Annotated in this window: 8 protein-coding genes; 5 read left to right on the forward strand and 3 right to left on the reverse strand. The window is 61.4% G+C overall.

Translation table 11 applies throughout. The features are described from left to right. Positions 1–26 precede the first annotated feature (26 nt). Positions 27–791: a helix-turn-helix transcriptional regulator gene (locus M5C01_RS15655; protein ID WP_152739534.1), complete on the forward strand. Its 765-nt coding sequence runs from the start codon at positions 27–29 to the stop codon at positions 789–791. A gap of 9 nt (positions 792–800) precedes the next feature. Here the strand turns inward: M5C01_RS15655 and M5C01_RS15660 are convergent, their stop codons facing one another. After that, positions 801–3,092 (reverse strand): fatty acid cis/trans isomerase, encoded by a 2,292-nt coding sequence (locus tag M5C01_RS15660; RefSeq protein ID WP_152739535.1) that lies wholly within the window; start codon positions 3,090–3,092, stop codon positions 801–803. A 154-nt stretch (positions 3,093–3,246) separates the two neighbouring features. Between M5C01_RS15660 and metH the strand changes: the two genes are divergently transcribed. Continuing rightward, a complete protein-coding gene (metH, locus tag M5C01_RS15665; RefSeq protein WP_152739536.1) occupies positions 3,247–6,957 on the forward strand; it encodes a methionine synthase in 3,711 nt (1,236 codons plus the stop codon). A 51-nt stretch (positions 6,958–7,008) separates the two neighbouring features. Next, positions 7,009–7,227 carry a DUF2970 domain-containing protein gene (locus M5C01_RS15670; RefSeq protein ID WP_103494827.1) on the forward strand — a complete coding sequence of 73 codons (219 nt, stop codon included), beginning with the start codon at positions 7,009–7,011 and terminating at the stop codon, positions 7,225–7,227. Between the two features lie 21 nt (positions 7,228–7,248). Here the strand turns inward: M5C01_RS15670 and M5C01_RS15675 are convergent, their stop codons facing one another. Then, positions 7,249–8,322, reverse strand: coding sequence for an ABC transporter substrate-binding protein (locus M5C01_RS15675; protein WP_152739537.1), 1,074 nt, complete (start codon positions 8,320–8,322; stop codon positions 7,249–7,251). A 640-nt stretch (positions 8,323–8,962) separates the two neighbouring features. Between M5C01_RS15675 and M5C01_RS15680 the strand changes: the two genes are divergently transcribed. Both M5C01_RS15680 and M5C01_RS15685 read left to right on the forward strand, forming a co-directional pair. Then, complete coding sequence (locus M5C01_RS15680; RefSeq protein ID WP_103498877.1) at positions 8,963–10,621, forward strand: nitrite/sulfite reductase; 1,659 nt, start codon at positions 8,963–8,965, stop codon at positions 10,619–10,621. Then, entirely contained in the window at positions 10,605–11,099 is a 495-nt protein-coding gene (locus M5C01_RS15685; protein WP_100943648.1) for a DUF934 domain-containing protein, read from the forward strand. Before M5C01_RS15680 ends, M5C01_RS15685 begins: the two co-directional genes overlap by 17 nt. Before the next feature lie 41 nt (positions 11,100–11,140). Here M5C01_RS15685 and M5C01_RS15690 read toward each other — a convergent pair whose 3' ends face one another. Continuing rightward, complete coding sequence (locus M5C01_RS15690) at positions 11,141–15,994, reverse strand: NEL-type E3 ubiquitin ligase domain-containing protein (RefSeq protein ID WP_248764345.1); 4,854 nt, start codon at positions 15,992–15,994, stop codon at positions 11,141–11,143. Between the last annotated feature and the right edge of the window lie 59 nt (positions 15,995–16,053).

Consider the following 16,053-nt stretch of genomic DNA (forward strand, 5'->3'; position numbering starts at 1 on the left):
AGGTCAACTTCAATTAAAAATGGGCCATGCCTATTCTCACCACCGACTTTTATCCCAGCACCTCACGCGAGGTGGTCGTCACCCGCCACGACTATGCCGACAACCAGGGATTCGACCACCATAACCACGAACGCGGCCAGTTCGCCTATGCCGCCTGTGGGGTGATCACGGTATTTACCGACCAGGGCGACTGGGTCGTGCCGCCGGGGCGCGCCATCTGGGTTCCGGCCGGACTCCCTCACGCCATGTGCATGCGCGGCCCGGTGACCATGCTCAACGCTTATATTCTGCCGGCCGCCCAGCAACGTCTGGCGCTGGCCGAAGACTGCCAGGTACTGGGGGTTTCCGAGCTGCTGCGGCAGTTGCTCGAGCAGGCGGCGCAGGTCCCGGCCCCGCTCAGCGAGCGCGACGAGTACCTGCTGGGCCTGTTGCTCCACGAAATCGCCAGGATGCCGAAGCTGGCACTGAACGCCCCGCTCCCCAGGGAACCGCGCCTGGCCAGGATCTGCCGCCGCTTGCTCGACCAGCCATCCCTGGAAATCGCTATCGACGAGATGGCTCAAGGCGCTGGCATGAGCCGGCGTACCTTCACCCGGCTGTTCCGCCAGCACACCGGCGTCAGCTTCGTCGAATGGCGCCAACAGGCATGCCTGCTGGCGGCGATCGTCCGCCTGGGCAATGGCGAAGCGGTGACGCGAGTAGCCATGGAACTGGGCTACAGCAGCCCGAGCGCCTTTGCCACGGTATTCCGCCGGGCGCTGGGCGAATCGCCCAGTCGCTATTTCCAGTGACCCCTGCCCTCAAAGGTTCTCGTAGCGGTTCATATCCAGCACCCCGGCATTGACCGGGTCGGTTTCCTGCAGGTAAGTCGTCAAATCATGGAAATACTGCCAGAACTGCGGATGACTGCGACGAATCCCCCAGCGCTGGACGATCTTTTCGAAGCTCGCGGCGTCCTTGGACTGCTCCATGGCATCGACAAACTCAGGCACCTGATCGGCGGGAATATTGAACATGAAATTCGGATAGCTGCTGAGGATCCCGGGATAAATGGTCACGGTGTCCAACCCCGGCTGATAGCGAGAAGCCTCGCCAAGCATAAAGGCCACGTTGCTGTGGGCACGGTTGCGCAACAGGCTGTAGATCTCACGCTTGCCGCTACGGCTTTCAATGCGCAGCATCGTGGCCTCCGGCAACTGTTCGACAACCTTGAGCCCGGCCGCCGGCCGCGAGGTCAGGCGACTCAGTGACTGCTCGGCCTCCTGCAGCGCCGGGTCGATGTTCGGGCGCGAACAGTACGCGCCGTCACATCGGTTGATCGGGTCCGGATGCGCATTCAGATCGCCGTAACGCACCAGCAGTTGCCTGACGAAGTCGCCCTTCGGATCCTTTTCATCCAGCTTCAGGGCACTCGGCTTGCTGTCGTCGATACGCTCGTAGTCCAGCCACATCTTCAGCTTGCCGCCGTTCTGGTACCAGTCGTCGAGGTACCCATCGCGGGAATTAGCCGGCATCAGGCGCAGGAAATTCTGTTCGGCACCGTTGCGGATCAGATCGAAGTACAGCCGGGTCTGCGCCTGATGGGACACATTGCCAAACACGTCGAAGTTCACCACCAACTGGTAATAGGTCCGCTCCAGCAGCGGGTAGTCGAACAGCCACAGGGTTTGCGGTACCTCGCCGATCAGGCCCTTGCTCACCGTGGCGCTGTCAAAATGGCGGAAAATGCTCAGCAAGGCATTGTCGTTGCCGGCCCACAAGCTCGACCAACTCGGGGCCCGGACAGTGGCGTAGACATCCCTGCGCAAGGCCTCATACTCGTTGCGCTTGTCGCGATAGGCCAGCCACAGGCTCAACACACTGCCGACATCGTCATTCTGCCCCGGCGTCGCCAGCAGCGGCGTCGCGGCCCCGCGATAAACCGCATCGGTGATGTACAGATCATGTTCCGGGGCCTGGAAAAATACCCAGAAGTTGTCACGAATCACGTCGGTAGCAATCTGCCCGCGACAGACCGGCCCACGGATAAAGGTGTCGACGAAGTATTCGGCGTTATCGAGCATGAACTGATAACGCGCCGCCACCGGGATCGCCTCGAAGGTTTCGAAGGGGTTGGCCCGTCGCTGCGGGCCGTAGCCCGGCGAGGCCGTGACCTGCCAGTTGCCGCTGTAGAACAGGGTCTTGATCCGCGCCATCTTCGCCGCGCTCAGGGCATAGGTGATATGGGTCTTGTACACGATCACGCCCTGCACCGGCCATAACCGGTAATACACCTGGATGCCCGGGTCATCGTTCGGCTGGCGGGTGTTGATCAGTTCGATCGGCTGGCCGCTCGGCGTGCGCGAACGCACCCACTGGAAAAAGTGTCCCGGCTCGCCCCCCTCGAAATAGATGTGCGCCAGGAACCAGTGTTCATAGAGCCAGCGCCCCACCAGGCTTTCCCGGGCTCCCGGAGCGTTGAGCAGGTTTTCCCATTGGGTAATCTGCAACGACTCCCTGGCACTCGGTGCCAGGGCCTGTTCATCCATCGGCGCGCCGGAGGCCAGCCAACGTTGCAAGGTCTGGTACTGCTGATCGGTCAGCCCGGTCACGGCCAGCGGCATGCCCTCTTTCGGGTGGGCATCGGCATAGACCTCGAACTCGCCGGGCATCGGACACATATTCTCGCGGTTCAGGCCCAGTACGATGTCTTCCGGCAGCTTGGCATTGGGCTGCAAGGGCGTACGATGACCCAATTCCAACATGCGCGACATCAGGGCGGCCTGGCTGCCCTGGGCATCCAGCACGGAGTAAAACTGCTTCTGTTGCCATTGGCGCGGGGTATGGGCGTCGATATACAGGCGCGTGGGCTGGGAGGCCTCGCTGCGGTTGCCGTTATACACCGGAATCTTCGACGCACCGCGCGCCGCGCCCTCGGCGCTGCCCAGATTGAGCTGGCACGCCGCGTCGTAGCACGCATGGCAAGCCACGCACTTCTCGGCGAAGATCGGTTGAATGTCGCGGGTATAGGAAATCGCCGGAGCCGAATCTTGCGCCTGGGTGATACTGCTAAGCACCAGCAGTAGGAAAGCGCTGAAAAAACGGTACGGCATGGCTCTGATCCTTGAAGTAAAAACACGACGATTCTACAGCCTCATTGCGCCTTAAACATGAGCGATATTCATGAAAAACCTTGGAATGCTCTAAAAGCGCACAGGTTTGCTATCATCGCGGCTCTTCTGTATCCGTCCTTTCCAGGTAGTTTCCATGTCCGATCGCAGCGCTCGCCTTCAAGCTCTCCAGAAAGCTCTCAAAGAGCGCATCCTGATTCTCGACGGCGGCATGGGCACCATGATCCAGAGCTACAAGCTCGAGGAGCAGGACTATCGCGGCAAACGTTTCGCCGACTGGCCCAGCGATGTAAAGGGCAACAACGACCTGCTGGTCATCACCCGCCCGGATGTGATCGGCTCGATCGAGAAGGCCTACCTGGATGCCGGCGCGGATATCCTGGAAACCAACACCTTCAACGCCACTCAGGTGTCCCAGGCCGACTATGGCATGGAAGCGCTGGTCTACGAACTGAACGTGGAAGGCGCGCGCCTGGCCCGCAAGGTGGCCGACGCGAAAACCCTGGAGACCCCGGACAAGCCACGTTTCGTCGCCGGCGTGCTCGGCCCGACCAGCCGTACCTGCTCGCTGTCGCCGGACGTGAACAACCCCGGCTACCGCAACGTGACCTTCGATGAACTGGTGGAGAACTACACCGAGGCCACCAAGGGCCTGATCGAAGGCGGCGCCGACCTGATCCTGATCGAGACCATCTTCGACACCCTCAACGCCAAGGCCGCGATCTTCGCCGTGCAAGGCGTGTATGAAGAGCTGGGCTTCGAACTGCCGATCATGATCTCCGGGACCATCACCGATGCCTCCGGCCGCACCCTGTCCGGCCAGACCACCGAAGCCTTCTGGAACTCCGTGGCCCACGCCAAGCCGATCTCGGTGGGCCTGAACTGCGCCCTCGGCGCCAGCGAGTTGCGCCCTTACCTGGAAGAGCTGTCGAACAAGGCCAGCACCCACGTGTCCGCGCACCCCAACGCCGGCCTGCCAAACGAATTCGGCGAGTACGACGAACTGCCGGAAGAAACCGCCAAGGTCATCGAGGAATTCGCCCAGAGCGGTTTCCTGAACATCGTCGGCGGTTGCTGCGGGACCACCCCCGGCCATATCGGCGCCATCGCCAAGGCGGTGGCCGGTTACGCGCCACGCCCCATTCCGGATATCCCAAAGGCGTGCCGCCTGTCCGGCCTGGAGCCGTTCACCATCGATCGCCAGTCGTTGTTCGTCAACGTCGGCGAGCGGACCAATATCACCGGCTCCGCCAAGTTCGCCCGGCTGATCCGCGAGGACAATTACACCGAAGCCCTTGAAGTCGCCCTGCAGCAGGTGGAAGCCGGTGCCCAGGTGATCGACATCAACATGGACGAGGGCATGCTCGACTCGAAGAAGGCCATGGTCACCTTCCTCAACCTGATCGCCGGTGAGCCGGATATCTCCCGCGTACCGATCATGATCGACTCCTCGAAGTGGGAAGTGATCGAAGCCGGCCTCAAGTGCATCCAGGGCAAGGGCATCGTCAACTCCATCAGCATGAAGGAAGGGGTCGAGCAGTTCATTCATCACGCCAAACTGTGCAAGCGCTACGGCGCCGCCGTGGTGGTGATGGCCTTCGACGAAGCCGGCCAGGCCGACACCGAAGCGCGCAAGAAGGAAATCTGCAAACGCTCCTACGACATCCTGGTGAATGAAGTCGGCTTCCCGCCGGAAGACATCATCTTCGACCCGAACATCTTTGCCGTCGCCACCGGCATCGAGGAACACAACAACTACGCCGTCGATTTCATCAATGCCTGCGCCTATATCCGCGACGAGCTGCCCCATGCGCTGACCAGCGGCGGCGTGTCCAACGTATCGTTCTCGTTCCGCGGCAACAACCCGGTGCGCGAGGCGATCCACTCGGTGTTCCTGCTGTACGCGATCCGCAACGGCCTGACCATGGGTATCGTCAACGCCGGCCAGTTGGAGATCTACGACCAGATCCCGGCGGAACTGCGTGACGCCGTCGAGGATGTGATCCTCAACCGCACCCCGGAAGGCACCGACGCCCTCCTCGCCATCGCCGACAAGTACAAGGGCGACGGCAGCGTCAAGGAAGCCGAGACCGAAGAGTGGCGTGGCTGGCCCGTCAACAAGCGCCTGGAACACGCGCTGGTCAAGGGCATCACCACCCACATCGTTGAAGACACCGAAGAGTCGCGCCAGTCCTTCAAGCGCCCGATCGAAGTGATCGAAGGCCCGCTGATGTCCGGCATGAACATCGTCGGCGACCTGTTCGGCGCCGGGAAGATGTTCCTGCCCCAGGTGGTGAAGTCCGCCCGGGTGATGAAGCAGGCGGTGGCCCACCTGATCCCGTTCATCGAGCTGGAAAAAGGCGACAAGCCGGAAGCCAAGGGCAAGATCCTCATGGCCACGGTCAAGGGCGACGTCCACGACATCGGCAAGAATATCGTCGGCGTGGTCCTCGGTTGCAACGGCTACGACATCGTCGACCTCGGCGTAATGGTCCCGGCGGAGAAAATCCTCCAAGTGGCCAAGGAGCAGAAGTGCGACATCATCGGCCTGTCCGGGCTGATCACCCCGTCGCTGGATGAAATGGTCCATGTCGCCCGGGAAATGCAGCGCCAGGACTTCCACCTGCCGCTGATGATCGGCGGCGCGACCACCTCCAAGGCCCACACCGCGGTGAAGATCGAACCGCGCTACAGCAACGATGCGGTGGTCTATGTCACCGACGCCTCCCGCGCCGTCGGCGTGGCGACCCAGTTGCTGTCCAAGGAACTCAAGCCCGGCTTCGTCCAGAGGACCCGCGAGGAGTACGTCGAGGTCCGCGAGCGCACCGCCAACCGCAGCGCCCGTACCGAACGCCTGAGCTACCCGGCGGCCATCGCCAAGAAGCCGCAGTTCGACTGGAGCACCTACCAGCCGGTCAAACCGACCTTCACCGGCACCAAGGTGCTGGACAATATCGATCTCAGGGTCCTCGCCGAATACATCGACTGGACGCCGTTCTTTATCTCCTGGGACCTGGCCGGAAAATTCCCGCGCATTCTCGAGGATGAAGTGGTCGGCGAAGCCGCGACCGCCCTCTATGCCGATGCCCGGGAAATGCTCGACAAGCTGATCAACGAGAAACTGATCAGCGCCCGCGCGGTGTTCGGCTTCTGGCCGGCCAACCAGGTGCAGGACGATGACCTGGAAGTCTACGGCGCCGATGGCCAGCCACTGGCCAAGCTGCATCACCTGCGCCAGCAGATCATCAAGACCGACGGCAAGCCGAACTTCTCCCTGGCCGACTTCGTCGCGCCGAAAGACAGCGGCCTGACCGACTACGTGGGCGGCTTTATCACCACCGCAGGGATCGGCGCCGAAGAAGTCGCCAAGGCCTATCAGGACAAGGGCGACGACTACAACTCGATCATGGTCAAGGCCCTCGCCGACCGCTTGGCCGAGGCCTGTGCCGAGTGGCTGCACCAACAGGTGCGGAAAAACTACTGGGGTTATGCCAAGGACGAGCAACTGGACAACGACGCGCTGATCAAGGAGCAGTACAGCGGTATTCGTCCGGCGCCCGGCTACCCGGCCTGCCCCGACCACACCGAGAAAGGCACCCTGTTCGCCCTGCTCGACCCGGCGGCCAGCGAAGGCAAGGCCGGCGACAGCGGCGTGTTCCTCACCGAGCACTACGCGATGTTCCCGGCGGCGGCGGTCAGCGGCTGGTATTTCGCCCATCCGCAGGCGCAGTACTTCGCCGTCGGCAAGGTCGACAAGGACCAGGTCGAAAGCTACACCGCGCGCAAGGGCCAGGAGCTGAGTGTCAGTGAGCGCTGGCTGGCACCGAACCTGGGCTACGACAACTAACGGGAGAATTGTCTATGCTCTCCACACACAACCTTGTGTGTGGAGGACTCCATGGACGATCCGCTCGACAACAAGCCGCCGACCTTCTGGCAAATGCTCCATAGCGTCATGGCGGCGGCCTTTGGCGTACAAAGCGGGAAAAACCGTGCCCGTGACTTTACCCATGGCAAACCGAGCCACTTCGTGATGATTGGCATCCTGTTCACCGCGATCTTCGGTCTGACGCTCTACGGGGTGGTCAAGCTGGTGCTGCACTTCGCCGGCGTATGACACCGGCAGGCGCGGCCGAACTCAGGGCAGTACGGTTTTCAGGGTGAACGGATAACGGTAGCTGCCCGACTTGCCGCGGGCACTCAGAGCCCTGAAATCCACGCGGTAATCCTCGTTGGTGCTGAAGCGCAACAGTTTCTCGGCCTGGGCCTTGTCGATCAGTTCAAGTGCCTGGACCTGCCGATCACGGCCACCATAGCGGGTAAAGTCGACTCCGTCGGCATGATCACGCAGCAGCACCATCGCCCAGCCACCCAGGGTGAAGTGCCCGGCCACCAGCACGCTCAGGCGCCCGTCGATACGCGCCCGGAGAATATCCGCAGAACTGTTGACGGCACTGAACAGGACATCCCGTCCAGGCCGGCGACCCGCCTTTTCGAAGGCAGCCATGGCCCCCAGGGCCATTTCATCGTTGGCCGCCCAGACCAGTGACGTCTGCGGATAGCGCCGAATCATCTGCTCGGCTTGATCAAAGGCGCGGGCGCGACTCCACTCGCCGTAGACCAACTGCCGCAGATGCACCTGCGGGAACTCCGCCAGCGCCCGACGCAGGCCTTGCTCGCGCAGTTGCGAGGCCGGAGTGAGCTTCATCCCGGCAAAGGCCAGCAGGTCAATGGGCTGGCCGGGCGCCTGCAACGAGCGTTGCCGGACCAGCTCCTTGAGCATCAGGTAGCCGCCCTGTTCGTCGTTCTGCACCAGGCTGCCCAGCAGCTCCGGTACGTCACCGAGCCGCTCGCTCTGCTCCGCGGTCAAGCGGTTGTTGACAATGAACAGCTTGACCCCGCGGCCCTGGGCCATCCGCAGGATTTGCGGGGCCACGGACTGCTCATTGACGAATATCAGGTAATCGGGAGGGTGCGCGGCCTGCAGGGTTTCGTAAGCCTGGGCGAGACTGGTTTGCGGGTCGCGCTCGCCATAACGCACCGTCAGGTCCATGCCGAGATTGCTCGCGGCCGCCTGCATGAAATGGGCATAACTGACCCAGAACGGCTCCGTGGAATAACCAGGATTGAGAAACACCACCGTGGTGGCCTGGGCCACCATCCAGAACGGCAGGCTCAGGATCAGCAAGCCTTTGCAGAGAGTCTTCAGCATGTCACCGCGCCCCGGAAAATAGCGGCGTATCATACAGGCAAATTGCCTGTACCTTGCGGCAGACCATCGGAATTGTCCGACAACTCTCACCATAAAAACGCTACGAAATGTAGGAGCGAGCTTGCTCGCGATGGACGTCAACGATAACGCGGGGCCTCGGATAAGCGCAGTGCCCTTGCGTTCATCGCGAGCAAGCTCGCTCCTACAGTTACGGCAGATTGTGCATCCGCGTGACGGCAGGTGCCGCCTTATTTGTGACTGACCCAGAATACAGCGGTGGCCACCACCAGGATGATCAGGAACAGGATCGCCCAGGCATCAACCGTGCTGTCGCTTTTCCTTGCTTTGACTGGATTGCTCATCGCATCGCCTCTTGTCGGTTTTATCGGTGATTGCTGCAAACTCGCTGATAGTTAAGTAGAGAATTGCCCATACCACAAACAGGGTTATGGTTCGTCGACGAACGTTAGTCGTTTTGGTTCTGTGCATATACTCAAACATCACTTTTACGCATAACTGCAAACTGCTATCGTGCGCCGGCTCCGTCAATGGAGTGCGCGGCCGTGCGCGCAGAATTGTTGAGATACCCCGGGGGCCTGGAGCGCCGGGGGTATTTATGAAGCCTGAGAACAGGATCTATATGTACGTATACGACGAGTACGATCAGCGGATCATCGAGGACCGCGTCAAGCAGTTCCGTGATCAGACCCGACGCTATCTGGCAGGTGAGCTGAGCGAAGAAGAGTTCCGCCCGCTGCGTCTGCAAAATGGCCTGTATGTCCAGCGTTTCGCCCCGATGCTGCGGGTTGCCGTGCCTTATGGCCAGCTGACGTCGCGCCAGGCGCGAATGATGGCGCGGATCGCCCGCGACTACGACAAGGGCTACGCCCACGTCAGTACCCGGCAGAACGTGCAGTTCAACTGGCCGGCGCTGGAAGACGTGCCGGAAATTCTCGCCGAGCTGGCCACCGTGCAGATGCACGCGATCCAGACCAGCGGCAACTGCCTGCGCAACGTCACCACCGATCAGTTTGCCGGTGTCGCCGCCGACGAATTGATCGACCCGCGCCCATGGTGCGAGATCGTCCGCCAGTGGACCACCTTCCACCCGGAATTCGCCTACCTGCCGCGCAAGTTCAAGATCGCCATCAATGGCTCGACCTCGGACCGCGCCGCCATCGAAGTCCATGACATCGGCCTGGAGCCGGTGCACAACGCCGCCGGCGAGCTGGGCTTCCGGGTCCTGGTCGGTGGTGGCCTGGGCCGTACCCCGGTGGTCGGTGCCTTTATCAACGAGTTCCTGCCGTGGCAGGACCTGTTGAGCTATCTCGACGCCATCCTGCGGGTCTACAACCGCTACGGCCGTCGCGACAACAAGTACAAGGCGCGGATCAAGATCCTGGTCAAGGCCTTGACCCCGGAAGTCTTCGCCGAGAAAGTCGACGCCGAGATGGTCCACCTGCGCGGCGGCCAGACCACCCTCACCGAGGCCGAAGTCCATCGCGTCGCCAAGCACTTCGTCGACCCGGACTACAAGGTCCTGGACAACCAGGTCGCTGAACTGGCCGAACTGGACCAGCAGCACCCGGGTTTCGCCCGCTGGCGTACCCGTAATACCCTGGCCCACAAAAAGCCCGGCTATGTGGCCGTGACCTTGTCCCTCAAACCCACCGGCGTAGCGCCGGGCGACGTGACCGACAAGCAATTCGATGCCATCGCCGACCTGGCCGACCGCTACAGCTTCGGCCAACTGCGCACCTCCCACGAGCAGAACATCATTCTCGCCGACGTGGAACAGAGCCAGTTGTTCACCCTCTGGGGCGAACTGCGCGAAAACGGTTTCGCCACGCCGAACATCGGCCTGCTGACCGATATCATCTGCTGCCCGGGCGGCGACTTCTGCTCCTTGGCCAACGCCAAGTCGATCCCGATCGCCGAGTCGATCCAGCGCCGCTTCGACGATCTGGACTACCTGTTCGATATCGGCGAACTGGACCTGAACATTTCCGGTTGCATGAACGCCTGCGGCCACCACCACGTCGGCCATATCGGCATTCTCGGGGTGGACAAGAAAGGCGAAGAGTTCTACCAGGTGTCCCTCGGCGGCAGCGCCAGTCGTGACGCCAGCCTGGGCAAGATCCTCGGCCCGTCCTTCGCCCAGGAGGCCATGCCCGACGTGATCGAGAAACTGATCGACGTCTACGTGGAAAAACGTACCGAAGACGAACGCTTCATCGACACTTACCAGCGAATCGGTATCGACCCCTTCAAGGAGCGCGTCTATGCAGCGAATCATTAAGAACAACGCCGTTATCGACGAGACCTGGCACCTGCTGCCCAAGGACGCGTCCTTCGACGGCATCTCCAACTGCGACGACCTGATCGTGCCGCTGGCCCTGTGGCGCGAGCACGCCCACGCCCTCAAGGCCCGCGACGGCGGCCTGGGCGTGTGGCTGGACGCCGATGAAGAAGCCGAGGAAATCGGCGATGACGTGCAACACTTCCAGGTCATCGCCCTGAACTTCCCGGCCTTCACCGACGGCCGCAACTACTCCAATGCCCGCCTGCTGCGTGACCGTTACGGTTACAAGGGCGAGCTGCGGGCGATTGGCGATGTGCTGCGCGACCAGTTGTTCTACCTGCACCGTTGCGGTTTCGACGCCTACGCCCTGCGTGCGGACAAGGACCCCTACGAAGCCCTGGAAAGCCTCAAGGACTTCTCGGTGACCTACCAGGCCGCCACCGACGAACCGCTGCCGCTGTTCCGTCGTCGCTGAAGCTTGTCCGGCCGGGTGCCTCCAGGCACCCGCGCCGGGCTTCAGGCGTCCAGCTCCTGCGCTGGGATTCTCTCCAGTATCTCTTTGGTCAACGCCAGGGTTTCCCTGGCGCTGGCTTCCCGCCAAGCCCTGAGTTGATCCCCCATCTGGGCCTCCAGTTCGATATCGATGAACTCATGCCAATGGGGATCACTTCTGCTCGTACGTCGGGCATCCAGCGCGGACACAGCGGCCTGGTGCTGCGCATCAATCCCCTTGAATCGCGAAGGGTTATGCTCCTTCAGATAGCTGGCCCAGAACTCGCGATCGGCCAAGGCCCGCGCATACGCCGGAGTCCGCTCCCGGGCCAGGACCTTGGCATAAGCCGCGTCCAGATGCTGCTCCGTCACCCGGGCCAACTCAGTAAACGTCATGTGTTTGGGCTGTCCCGGCAAGCGAAGTCGCTCCGTCAGACCGATGCGGTAGGCCAGCCTCACCTCCACCGGGTCGACCCCTGACGCATCGGGCAACTTCAACCGCGCCTCGATATCCGTCTGAGCCAGGCTCTCGACTTCATCCAGGCGCCACAATCCTCGGGACAGCTTCAACAGATTCAGTTCGGTAGTCGCCGGGGTGCCCACGACCATGGCCCTCGCCTGATTCACCAGGACCCGGATCTCCATGTCGCTGAAGATCAGTTCCGCACCATCGGAGCAGGTCTGCGGATGGGACGCCGAGACAAACAGCTCCTCGCGCAGTTCACTGTATTGACTGACCGCCTCCACGACCTGCCAGACCCGCAGGCTCAAATCCTCGCGCGCCTCGCGATATTCGGCGGTGACACTCAGGTCCGCCAGCAGCTTGAAAAAGTCCGCGGAACCTTGCTGCCGATGCAGCAACTGCCATTGCTGTTCTTTCAGAACCTTCTGCTCGGTGGATATGGCCCCCAGCCAGTTGTCGCACTCGCGAAGCGACGTGGTCCGACGCAGGGCATGGGGGTGCCGCCGGCCCGGCATATCGATGCCGAAATTGATGCCGGTTTCGCGTTCGTAACGCTGCAACCGCAGCATGCCCTCGACCGAAAGCGCCGGGTTGTCATGAAGGTGGGTAATCCGGTTGATGGAGACCGGCCCGGAGTAAACTGCCTCGGGGATGGTCGAAATCCGATTGCCCCGCAGATCCACACGCTGCAGGTTGCTCAACCCCGGCAGCCCGACAGGCCAGCGATCCAGCTCGGTATGACGCAACAACAGGGTCTCCAGCTGGCTCATCTGGCTGATATCGGGGGGCTGGACCAGAGGGTTATCCGAAAGATTCAGGAATTTCAGCCTGGTCAGCCGGGTCAACACCTCCGCGCTCTGGCGGTTCAGCACAATCTGGTTGCCTGGCAGGTGCAGATGGATCAGTTCGGACATCTGCCCCAACTCCACCGGCAGGCTACCCAGATGGTTGAAGCCCATGGACAACCAGCGCAACTGCCTGAAGCAGGATAAAAATGAGACTTCGGTGCTGGCGACGGCCATATCATTCATGAACAGAAAGCCCACATGACTGAAGTCGGCGCTGATCGCCGGCAAGTCTCCGACCCGCATGCCCAACAGGTCCAGCTCGTAGAAGTACTGTCCACCCAACCGATTGCGGTTGGACTGTTTTCTCCAGCAGGCCAGGATCGCATCGGCCACCCGCTGCTTGTTGTCGAGGGCCACGGGAGCGACTTGCAAGGTGCCCCGCACACGCCTCCAGGTCTGGCGCTGCACCCATTTATCCAGTGTGGTGAACAACACCTCATACTCCCCCCGCAGGCGCTCGAGCTCCACCAGGCAGGCAGACTCGGGCAGGTGGAGTGAAGTGAGAAAACGACCCACCTCTTCCGAGGAGAACCCCGGATACAAGTCACGCACACGCCCGATCAATCGCTCGGAATAACCCAGGACCCTGCCGACATCGCTCATCGGGTAACCGATGCGCCCGGAGGCCAGGCGCATCGGTGGCCTGAACCTGCGACTGAAAGGCGACAGGCCCAGCGTATCCTGGGCCGCATAAGGATCTCGGGCAACCTGGGCGACAATCTGTTCTTTCAGCCAGGCGCCTCGCTCCGCACCGCGGAATCCGAGGGCAACGCGATCAGGCTCCGGCAAGGCACGCACCATCGCGTCGAATATGTTATCGGCCCTGCCCAGGAGCGTCCCCGAGTGATCGAAGGCGTTGTACTGTCGAGCGACCTTGAGAATCACCCGGGGCGTGGTGATATCCGGATCCCCCGCCGTTTCCAGCGCCTCACTGGTAAAGCGCTGTTCTCGCAACTCAATCCGCAACCCCTTGGCCGGCCAGCCGGGTAATCGCCCAAGCGTATGCAGTGCAAGACGGTCTGCCAGGGCGTATTGCGGGGCCAGCAAATACCAGCTCTCGCACACCCGGTTAAGCCGCAACTGCTTGAGGTACCAGCTAATTTCCTCCGAGAACCGTAGCGGCACCCGCTCGCTCAAGAGATCGAGTTCGGCGCTGTTGGCATGGGCGATCAACTCCCGGGCGACACTTCCCGGTAAGCCGGGGAACACCCCGAGAATACGATTGACCCTGTCGTCGTCGGTTTTCTCGCTCGCCGCGTACAACTCGTCGAACAACCATTGCCTTCGCTGCCCGGCCCATTGCCTGAGGCGTTGGCTCAGTACCCGGACACGCCGCCCGTTGTCCGTCAGCTCCGCACCGAACAGCGTTTGACGCTCAGGCTCGCTCAACATGTTCAGCGTCGACTGGAGCAGGTTGCCATTCTTGAGCTGCGACTCGATGATCTGCAACGAGGAGAACTGCTCGCCCGTGCGCCGACCGTACTCCTGCATGACTTCACCCGCCCCATTGAACACCTGGACGACCCGGTTTTCCGGCCAGTCGGGCAACGATGTCAGCAGCCGCAAGCGCAAATCGCCCTGCTCCAGCGTTCGCGAGATAGCGTCGGGTACCTCGCCGATAAAATCGCTGATGGCCTGGTCGATCCTGAAGCGCTTGATTGTATCGAGCAGCAGCGCGGGCACCGGCTGATTGTCCGCCAGGGCTTTGCGCAAGACATTCTCCTGAGCGGAACAGAACTGGCGGATCTTCAAACGCAGCTGGTTGCCGAGTCCGACCATGGGCTCGCCGAGGCGGCGGAACAATTGCTCCACGGGCCAGTCAGCGACGCGCTCGTAAATCGTTTGCCAGACACCCGTACGGTTGAACCTGAGCGGCACGGCGTGAAACGCTTCGCCTTCCGGGTGCTCAATCTGCCATTGCAGGCGAGCCCGGTCATACCTCACGGCATATACTTTCCCTTCCAGCGGCAGATAGAGGTTGTCCTGGAACGGATATAGCCCCATTGCATCGGCCTCGAGATACTCAGGCAAACGGATATCACGCTCATAGGGGGCAAGATCGGCTCTCCACAAGCGGCGCCGACCTCCCGGCGCTTCAACGGGAATCAAGGCATCGACTGAAGACGGGGACAGCGTCTTGAACAGGGCCTTGCCGCCCTTCACCACCACCGCCCCGGCCGCCAACAGGGCGAGGTCTTCGACCACCCCCAGCAGATAGCCGAGGGCCTCGCGTTTTTCCCCGAGTTGCCAAGCCGCGAATCCGTCATAGACCTCCACGACCATCTTCACCGCCGCCGCCGCCAGGATGATCTGACCGATTACCGGCACGAACGATAAAGCCAGCGCCAACAGGCTCAGACCGGCTTCGCGGTAGGCGTCCAGACGCGCCTGGCGCACCCGGGCGTCGACGTCGGCCGTGGGCACCGCCAGCAGCCGCGCGTGCGCCTTGATCTGACGGTAGCGTTGCTGCTGGAAACTTTCGAACAGATCGCCTTCGATGGGTACTTCAGTCAGCGGGATATATTGGAAAATCGCCGGCACGGGCGGCCAGGTTCGATCCTGGGAAAGCAATCTGGCATTGAGGGTTCGCAGGAACCGCAGCCGGTGCTCCTCGGGGACGAAACGGGCGAAAAACTGCCGATAAGACGGGTCCCGAAGTTTCAGCGTCAAATCATGTTCAAAGAGGAGAAAATGCCGGTAGTACTTCAGTGGACCACGCGGGTCATCCGGAATATAGGCAATACAGGGTAAGGTCGAGTCCTCCGCCAGTTTCGCGCCGATGACCACCCATCCGCTCAACTCGATATCGAACATTTTCATCCGACTGTGATGCAGGAGTTCGCCACCCAACCTCAAACCTGCCTGCCCCTTGACCAACTCCAGCAGTAAAGCGTAGGTCGTCGCGGTGATCTCCCCCTTCATGTAGGCGATATCGGCGGTCACCGCCAAGGTCTGCTTGTCATACTCGGCAAAGTGCTGTTTTACCGACAAAGCTCCGTTGGCCGACGGCTGACCGGGAGGATTGAAAACACTGTCGATATGCGCCTGGTACAAGGCCCCCAGGTTCAGCGTTCGACAAGCCCAGGCAAAGTCTTCCGGTGCAAGCGCAGTGTTGATGCCCGCAGCGCCAGCGGGAAACTGGATAACCGCCTTGCCTGACAACGCTCCCGACAAGGTCTCGCCAGCCTCGAAGTTCTGCAAGGCAGCCTCCAGCAGCGTCTGACTGTGGGAGAAGGTATAGAACTTATCCTCGAAGATACTGGACAGGTAAGTAGCATCGACCCTGACAAAGCGGGCACTTTGCAAGTCCTGGCCGCTGTTGATCTGTCTTTCCAGCGCCTGGACCAGAAGTGGCGTACAGAACACATCAATCTTCTGCAACTGCGCCATGATCCGCCGGACTTCATGTCTCGACGTTTCCAGGGCCAGCAGATGTTCGCGAAATAACAGGCGTATTTCCGGAGCGGCTCGGTAGAGCCAACTGGGAATCTTCTCTTTGATCGTATCGAAATGAATACCTGCCTCGGCAGGTATCCGGCTGTACTCAACGACGTTTGTTTCTTCCATGGCAATCAACCTGGATATCCATTAGAGATTCCAGCTTATTGAGTGTTTGCCATGGAGGG

The sequence above is a fragment of the Pseudomonas sp. MWU12-2319 genome, assembly GCF_023242525.1.
Taxonomy (GTDB): domain Bacteria; phylum Pseudomonadota; class Gammaproteobacteria; order Pseudomonadales; family Pseudomonadaceae; genus Aquipseudomonas; species Aquipseudomonas gingeri_D.